The organism is uncultured Methanobrevibacter sp., from assembly GCF_937906425.1.
In the GTDB taxonomy this organism is placed as follows: domain Archaea; phylum Methanobacteriota; class Methanobacteria; order Methanobacteriales; family Methanobacteriaceae; genus Methanobrevibacter.
This window is the reverse complement of record NZ_CALCYR010000192.1, coordinates 1-7,095: the sequence shown is the minus strand read 5'-3', so window position 1 is coordinate 7,095 and position 7,095 is coordinate 1. Positions and strand designations below refer to the sequence as shown.

General features: G+C 32.2%; 5 protein-coding genes and 2 pseudogenes. 2 read left to right on the top strand and 5 right to left on the bottom strand.

Annotated features, from left to right (window positions below; all coding sequences use genetic code 11):
• Positions 1-632 precede the first annotated feature (632 nt).
• Both Q0138_RS05500 and Q0138_RS05495 read right to left on the bottom strand, forming a co-directional pair.
• Complete coding sequence (locus Q0138_RS05500; RefSeq protein ID WP_297981863.1) at positions 633-2,030, bottom strand: MATE family efflux transporter; 1,398 nt, start codon at positions 2,028-2,030, stop codon at positions 633-635.
• 206 nt (positions 2,031-2,236) lie between these two features.
• A complete protein-coding gene (locus Q0138_RS05495) occupies positions 2,237-2,719 on the bottom strand; it encodes a MarR family transcriptional regulator (RefSeq protein ID WP_297981861.1) in 483 nt (160 codons plus the stop codon).
• A gap of 400 nt (positions 2,720-3,119) precedes the next feature.
• Between Q0138_RS05495 and Q0138_RS05490 the strand changes: the two genes are divergently transcribed.
• Positions 3,120-3,653 carry a carbonic anhydrase gene (locus tag Q0138_RS05490; protein WP_297981865.1) on the top strand — a complete coding sequence of 178 codons (534 nt, stop codon included), beginning with the start codon at positions 3,120-3,122 and terminating at the stop codon, positions 3,651-3,653.
• Positions 3,654-4,081: 428 nt separating this feature from the next.
• A complete protein-coding gene (ilvC, locus tag Q0138_RS05485) occupies positions 4,082-5,074 on the top strand; it encodes a ketol-acid reductoisomerase (RefSeq protein WP_297981859.1) in 993 nt (330 codons plus the stop codon).
• Between the two features lie 102 nt (positions 5,075-5,176).
• Here the strand turns inward: ilvC and Q0138_RS05480 are convergent, their stop codons facing one another.
• From Q0138_RS05480 to Q0138_RS09335, 3 genes and pseudogenes are all read right to left on the bottom strand, one after another.
• On the bottom strand, positions 5,177-6,433 hold the full coding sequence (locus tag Q0138_RS05480) for a recombinase family protein (RefSeq protein ID WP_297981857.1): 1,257 nt from the start codon (positions 6,431-6,433) through the stop codon (positions 5,177-5,179).
• Positions 6,434-6,503: 70 nt separating this feature from the next.
• Positions 6,504-6,953: pseudogene (locus Q0138_RS09340) on the bottom strand (type IV secretory system conjugative DNA transfer family protein); the annotation flags it as partial.
• 39 nt (positions 6,954-6,992) lie between these two features.
• Positions 6,993-7,082 (bottom strand): annotated as a pseudogene (locus tag Q0138_RS09335) (hypothetical protein); the annotation flags it as partial.
• Positions 7,083-7,095: the final 13 nt, after the last annotated feature.

Genomic DNA, 7,095 nt, shown 5'->3' with positions numbered 1-7,095 from the left:
TTTTTTATTTTAGTTTTATTTTAGTTTTATTTTATTTTTATTTTTTAATTTTATTTAATTTTTTTTCTTCTTTATTTATTTTAGTTTTATTTTATTCTTATTTTTTAATTTTATTTAATTTTATTTCTTCTTTTTTTATTTTAGTTTTATTTTATTCTTATTTTTACATTTTATTTAATTTCATTTCTTATTTTTTTATTTTAATTTTTTTCTTCTTTTCATGGAGTGAAAACGAATTATAAAAATACTAATAATTTTCATTTGAGTGAAAACTTTTTGTAAAAATACTTATAATTTTCTTTAAATGAGAAGTTTTTTTATTTAATTTAATAGGCTTTTGATTTAAAATTCGCTAAAATTGTTTTTTTTTAAAAATAAATCATGTAAAACTAGTAGAAAAATAAATAGTTAAAAATTAACTATTAAGAAAGTAAAAAAATAGTTTAAAATTAATCATGTAATATTAGTAGAAAAAAATAGTTTAAAATTAATCTTGTAAAATGTAGAAAAATAATAGTTAAAACTAATGTAAAAAAGTAAAAAAATAGTTTAAAATTATTGTAAAAAAAGTAATTAAATAGTTTAAACCTAGTGTAAAAAAGTAAAAAAATAAATAGTTAAAAACTATTTATTTAAGCTTCAACACCTTCATATCTGTCTTTGGATATGACTTCAAATTTCTTGATAAAGTATTTTGCCCAGAAGTATCCTATAGATCCTCCTATGAAACAACCTAATACTACTCCAGCATAAATTCCTACAAGACCAAAGCCTAGGACAAAGCATAATATATAAGCGCATACACTTTCTAAAATCAGAGACCTAAGCAATGTGATTAAAAGTGAATAGCTTCCCTTTCCAACGCCCTGAAACATCATTGAAGACATTATACCGTGAGGTATTGCAAGTACAAAAAGACTTAATACGCTTATTGCAGTTGCTATTTGAGGTGCAAGGGCTACACTTGCACTTGTGTATGAAAATGCTGTAGCTATTTGGTTTGAGAATATAATCATTATTGCTCCAAGCAAGATTGAAATTCCAAATCCTAATTTTATTGAATAACTGTGTCCAATCTTAAGGTTTTTGTAATTGTGTGCTCCATAAGCAACTCCTGAAACTGTAATCACTGCTGTTGCAATACCTATTAAAGGAATCATACATAGCTGAACAATTCTCATTGAAGCTGTATATACAGCCACTGCAGTTGTTCCGGCAACAATAACAAGCATTGAATTGATTATTATTGCAAGTGCTGAAAAGATTATGTTTTCCATTGTTGAAGGTATGGCAACCTGTAATGTGTCAATCATGATTCTTGTTTTGTAATTGAAGTTTTTAGGGGATAGGTCAAGATATAGGTCCTTTTTACCCCAAATCCAATAACTCATTACAATACAGCTCATTGTAGCGGAAACAACAGTTGCCCAAGCAGCACCTGCAATTCCAAGATTGAGATAATAGATGAATATTGGATCTAAAATCATGTTTAGGATTGCTGTAACTGCAATTGCAATTGTTGCCCTTCTCATGTCTCCTTCAGATCTGAATATTGCAGATGCCACTCCAGAGTATACAAAGATAATCAATGCACCGAATACAATGTATCCATAGTCTAAAGCATATTGTATGGTATCTCCAGCTCCCATCATTTGAAGAATTGGAACCATTGCAGCAATCATTATTGCTGTAAATATTAATGAGACTATTACTGTTAGGACAATTGCATGAAGTCCTGAATTATTTGCCTCTGGATAATTGTCTGCACCTATGTATCTTGCAATCAATGAGTTTGCACCAGCTCCTATACCATTTCCAACACCGACTAGGACCATGAATAATGGGGTGATAAATCCAATTGCTGCAAGAGCATCTGCTCCTAATCCGGCTACCCAAATACTATCTGCGATGTTATACATCATAATTAAAAGCATGGAGACCATCATCGGTACACTTAATTTGTGTATTGCTCTTTTAGGGTCTCCTGTAATCATTTTAATGTTTTCATTTTTTTCTTTAGTTTCGCTCATTCCATTTCTCCTTATATGAACATTTCTTCTAATGAATTTTGTAATATTGATTTTAATCACTTAATCTGGAAGTTTAATTAAACCTTTTTACTCTTTATTTGCTGATTCTTTATAATTTTTAAGTTTAATTAAGCTTTTTTACTCTTTATTCAGTGATTTTTATTTGAAAGTTTAATTAATCTATAAAGGTTTTTTCAGTGATTCTTTTATTCTTTTTTACAGGCTTTTAGTTCCTGATTAAATAAAATGGTTTTTATCACAATATTCTTTAATGTATTTTGAAGAGTTTCTTTTTCTTCTTGACTTAAATCACTGAATACCTCTTCTTCCCACTTGTCAAGGATTTCTTGAGATTTTTCAAGAACTTCCTCTCCCTTTTCACTAAGGGAAATAATGTTTTGACGTCTGTTGTTTTCATCAATTTTCTTAATAATCAATCCCTTTTCTTCCAGTTTTCTAATTGATCTTGCAACAGAGCCCTTATCCACATTACATCTTCTTGCTATTTCGTCTTGATTTAAACTTTTGTTTCTTTTAATTTCAAAAAGACTGTGCAATTGTGAAGCGTTTATGTTTAGTGGTTCCAGTTGGTGATTTAAATAAAGAGCATGTCCTCTTCCAATCATAGTGATAAACTTTCCAATTGGAATATCTGTTGCATCCACTTCTTTAAATTTTTCAAGAGACATTTTTCCTCCTTATTTTACTAAAAAAAATCATTTTATTTTAATAAATTAATATTTTAAATTAATTAATTATTTTTTAATAAATTAACCTTAAAACTTGATTTTTTCAATTAATTTATTAATTATATACTTAATATTTCATAGTATTTAAATGTTGCACATGCAACAATTGTTCTGTCAACAGTTGATATTTAAAAACTTTTCAATTTTTTATTTAAAAATTTTCCATAATGGCTTTTTTAAATTCAAAGGCTTTAATTTGTTTATTTTTTTAGATTTTTCTTTATTTTTCATTCAAATTCAAAATTTTTTTTAGTAAATTATTTTAATTAAATTATCTAAAAATATAAACATTGTATAGATAGTATTTAATTATATTATTGATATTCAATGGAGGTATTATATTATGATGATTGATGAAGTATTAAAGGCAAATGAAAAATTTGTGGAAGAACATGAACCTGTATGTTTAGGTCACCTTCCTCAAAAGAAATTAGCTATTTTAACTTGTATGGATACTAGATTAACTTGTTTCTTGCCAGAAGCTTTAGGTATTGGTAGAGGAGATGTAAAATTAATCAGAAATGCAGGAAACACTATTGTTGGAGAAGATGCAATCAGATCCATTGCAGCTGCAATTTACTCCCTTGGATGTGAGGAAGTAATGGTTATTGGTCACACTGACTGTGGTATGGCTAATGCAGATCCTGATAAAATCAGAACCAACATGATTGCTAGAGGCATTCCTGAAGAGGAAATTGATAAGGTAGATTTAATTGAATGGATTGGAGCTATTAGTGGTGAAGAATCCAATGTTTTAGAAACTGTTGAACAGATTAAAAATCACCCACTAATTACTGATGAAGTTCCTATTCATGGACTTATTATAGATTTAGAAACTGGAAAATTAGACGTCTTAGTTGACGGAAGAGAATAATTCTCTTTAATTTTCTTTTTTTAACCTCATTTAATTTTTACTTATTTTTATTCAGTTTTAATCTTTTTTTTATCTTATTTTAATTTTTTACTTATTTTTATTCAGTTTTAATCTTTTTTTTATCTTATTTTAATTTGTAACTCATTTTCAATTTTTCAAATAGGAATTTTTAATTATTAACAAGTTTTATAAACTATTAAATCAAAATATATTAATATTATATTTAGTATAAGGTTTGTTATTTTATTAAGCAAATTTAATTATATTGGATATATTAAGTTTATTAGCTTTAAATTCATTTGTTTTTTATTTGTTTTTAATTCAAGTCATGATTTGTATTTATCTAGCTAATAAAACCTATGATTTTTATTTAATAATAATTTAAAATTATAAAAATTTAAACAAAAATTTTAAAGGAGTCTTTTAAAATGAAAATGTATTATGAAGACGATGTTGACGCAGAAGTAGTTGCAGATAAAACTATTGCCGTTATTGGATACGGTAGTCAAGGACGTGGTCAATCCAGAAACATGGCTGACAGCGGATTAGATGTAATTGTCGGTCTTAGAGAAAATGGTTCATCCTGGCAAAAAGCTATTGATGATGGAATGAATGTTAAAACTATTGAAGAAGCTGCTGAAGCTGCAGACATTATCCACATCTTATTACCAGATGAAACCCAGGAAAAAGTATATAAAGAACAAATTGCTCCTTATGTTGAAGCTGGAAACACTATTTCTTTCTCTCACGGTTATAATATTCACTTTGGTTTAATCCAACCTGGTGAAGATGTAAACATTGTAATGTTTGCACCTAAAGGTCCTGGTTCCAGAGTAAGAACCACCTATTTAGAAGGTTTTGGAATTCCTGGTTTAGTAGCTATTGAACAAGATGCTACTGGAGAAGCTTTACAACTTGCATTAGGTATGGCAAAAGCTACTGGTCTTACCAGAGCAGGTGTTATTGAAACCACTTTCCAAGAAGAAACTGAAACTGACTTATTCGGTGAACAAGCTGTATTATGCGGTGGACTTACTGCATTGATTAAAGCAGGATTTGAAACCCTTGTTGAAGCAGGTTACCAACCTGAAATTGCATACTTTGAAACCTGTCACGAAGTAAAACTTATTGTAGATGACATTTATGAAAACGGTTTAGGCGGTATGTGGAAAGATGTAAGTAACACTGCTGAATATGGTGGATTAACCAGAAGAGACAGAATCATTACTGACGAAACCAAAAAACAAATGAAAGCAATTTTAGGAGAAATCCAAGACGGTACCTTTAAAAAACAATTTGCTGACGAAAACGCAACTGATGCAGCTAACTTAAAAGAAATGAGAGCTGCTGAAGATCAAGAAACTATTGAAACCGTTGGTAAAAGACTTAGAATTGCTTGTGGTTTACAAAAAGAAGAATAAACAAGCTTTTTTGGTTTTATGCTAAAAACTTGACAAAGTCTTTAAGTTGAGAAACTATTCTCAACTATTTTTACTTTTTTAACCTTATTTATTTATTTATTTTCATTTTGTGTTATTTTGTTTTTTTAGTTTTTTAACCTTTTTTTTTATTTCCATTGATGATGATTTACTCTTTTTCGCTAATTCAAAGTTGATGATTTTTTTGAATCTATCAAAATCTTCTGAAGCATGAATAATATCATTCAGGAATGCGGTGACCTTGTCTATCAACACAGCTTCTTGGATATAATGCGAAGAACAAACAGACTGTTTTAGGGCGGCAGATTTGCGTGACAAAGAGCAGATGTAGCAATCGGGCTTAGTCTTTTTGTATTTTCTCGAACGCATAATATGCATTCTGTTTTTGCAATCGGCACAGTAAATATCAGAAAACAAAACAGGTTCTTCAATAGGCTTGATTCGTTTTCTTTTGCTCCTGATTTCTTGTACCTGTGCAAAGACTTCCCGACTAATAATAGCTTCATGTGTGTTCTCGAAAATCTTATATTCATCGGGTTGGTTTTTGATGACAACTTTGCTGCAAAGAGTTTTGCGGTGTGTTTTGAAATTTACCGTATCACCACAGTATTCCTGCCTTGACAAAATACCGGCTACAGTTTGGGCTGACCAGAGGTACGGATTCTGTTCTGCGACTCCGCCTGTACGATAATGTCCGGTATAGGCTGACGGATTCTTGATATGATGGGCAAACAAATAATTTGCAATCATTTGAATACCGTTTCCATCAATGCAAAGCTGAAAGATTTTTCTGACAACTGATGCTGCTTCTTCATCCACGATCCATTGACCGTTTTCGTCTTTCTTGTAGCCGTAAATCGCCTTTGTTGCTAACCGTTGTCCTGCGTTGCCTTTGCTTACGATCACAGCCCTCTGCTTTTTGGCTATATCCTTTGCGTAGAAATCATTGATCAGGTTATGAAACGGAGCAAATTCATTCACTCCATTGATACTGTCCACATTGTCAGATATGGAAATGAACCTGATGTCGTGGTCTACAAAAAATTTTTCTGTGTAGTAACCGACCTGATAATAATTTCTTCCGAGTCGGGATAAATCTTTAACGATCACTGTACCAACGATTTGGTTTTCAATGTCATTTATCATTCTCTGAAAATCTGGACGGTCAAAATTTGTTCCGCTATAACCGTCATCAACATAGAATTGACAACTAAAAAATCCATTGGCGGCTGCATATTCTTCCAGTATTTGTTTTTGATGAATAATGCTGTTACTGTCGCCTTGCAATTCATCGTCACGGCTGAGGCGTTCATACAAGGCAGTAATGGTAGGGGTTTTCATGGGGTTTCGTCTCCTTTCGTGATTTGATCATCCCCTTAATTATCACATAAGTAAGATGTCGTATATATAATGTCACACCAGCGGCTAATTTGTAACGCTTATATTGCCGCAAAGCAAAGTCGTCCGGGCTTACCGCCTCCAATTCGTCGAACAGCAGGTCGATCCCGTTTTTGAAGTTTTCATCGTCCTCCCGCACTTCCATGGCGTTCAGCATATCCAGCAGGATGGAAAAGTTCTGTTCTTCTTCCAGCATGTGATAATGGATATAGCCGATCAGGGCCGTGAGCAGCAGCGTTTCGGCCTTTTCCCAAAACGGATCGCCGCCCTTGCCTTCGCCTTTGGTGTTGGTGATGAGGGTCGTGACCAGCTTAAGAATATCCTTTTCGCTGTGAACGTAGGCCATGGGGTTATAGTGCATGGATTTGCTGAAATTGATGGTGTTCAGGATTTTGATACGGTAGCCCTTCCGTTGGAGAAAAGCGCCCGTTTGGGAAACCAGGTCGCCCTTGGGATCGGTCATGGCACCGTCCACCACGAGGTCCTCCTCTTGGACGTATTCCATGTATTTTTTGAAGTTTTCAAAGTAATTGGTGCCGTGGGCCTTGTCGACCTCGTACGCGGTGGACCAGACGGCGTTGAAGGCGTCCATGCCCACGCAGCGC

Coding starts and splice junctions, on each gene's coding strand:
- Q0138_RS05500 (WP_297981863.1), bottom strand. CDS start 2,030: ATGAGCGAAACTAAAGAAAAAAATGAAAACATTAAAATGATTACAGGA.
- Q0138_RS05495 (WP_297981861.1), bottom strand. CDS start 2,719: ATGTCTCTTGAAAAATTTAAAGAAGTGGATGCAACAGATATTCCAATT.
- ilvC (WP_297981859.1), top strand. CDS start 4,082: ATGAAAATGTATTATGAAGACGATGTTGACGCAGAAGTAGTTGCAGAT.
- Q0138_RS05480 (WP_297981857.1), bottom strand. CDS start 6,433: ATGAAAACCCCTACCATTACTGCCTTGTATGAACGCCTCAGCCGTGAC.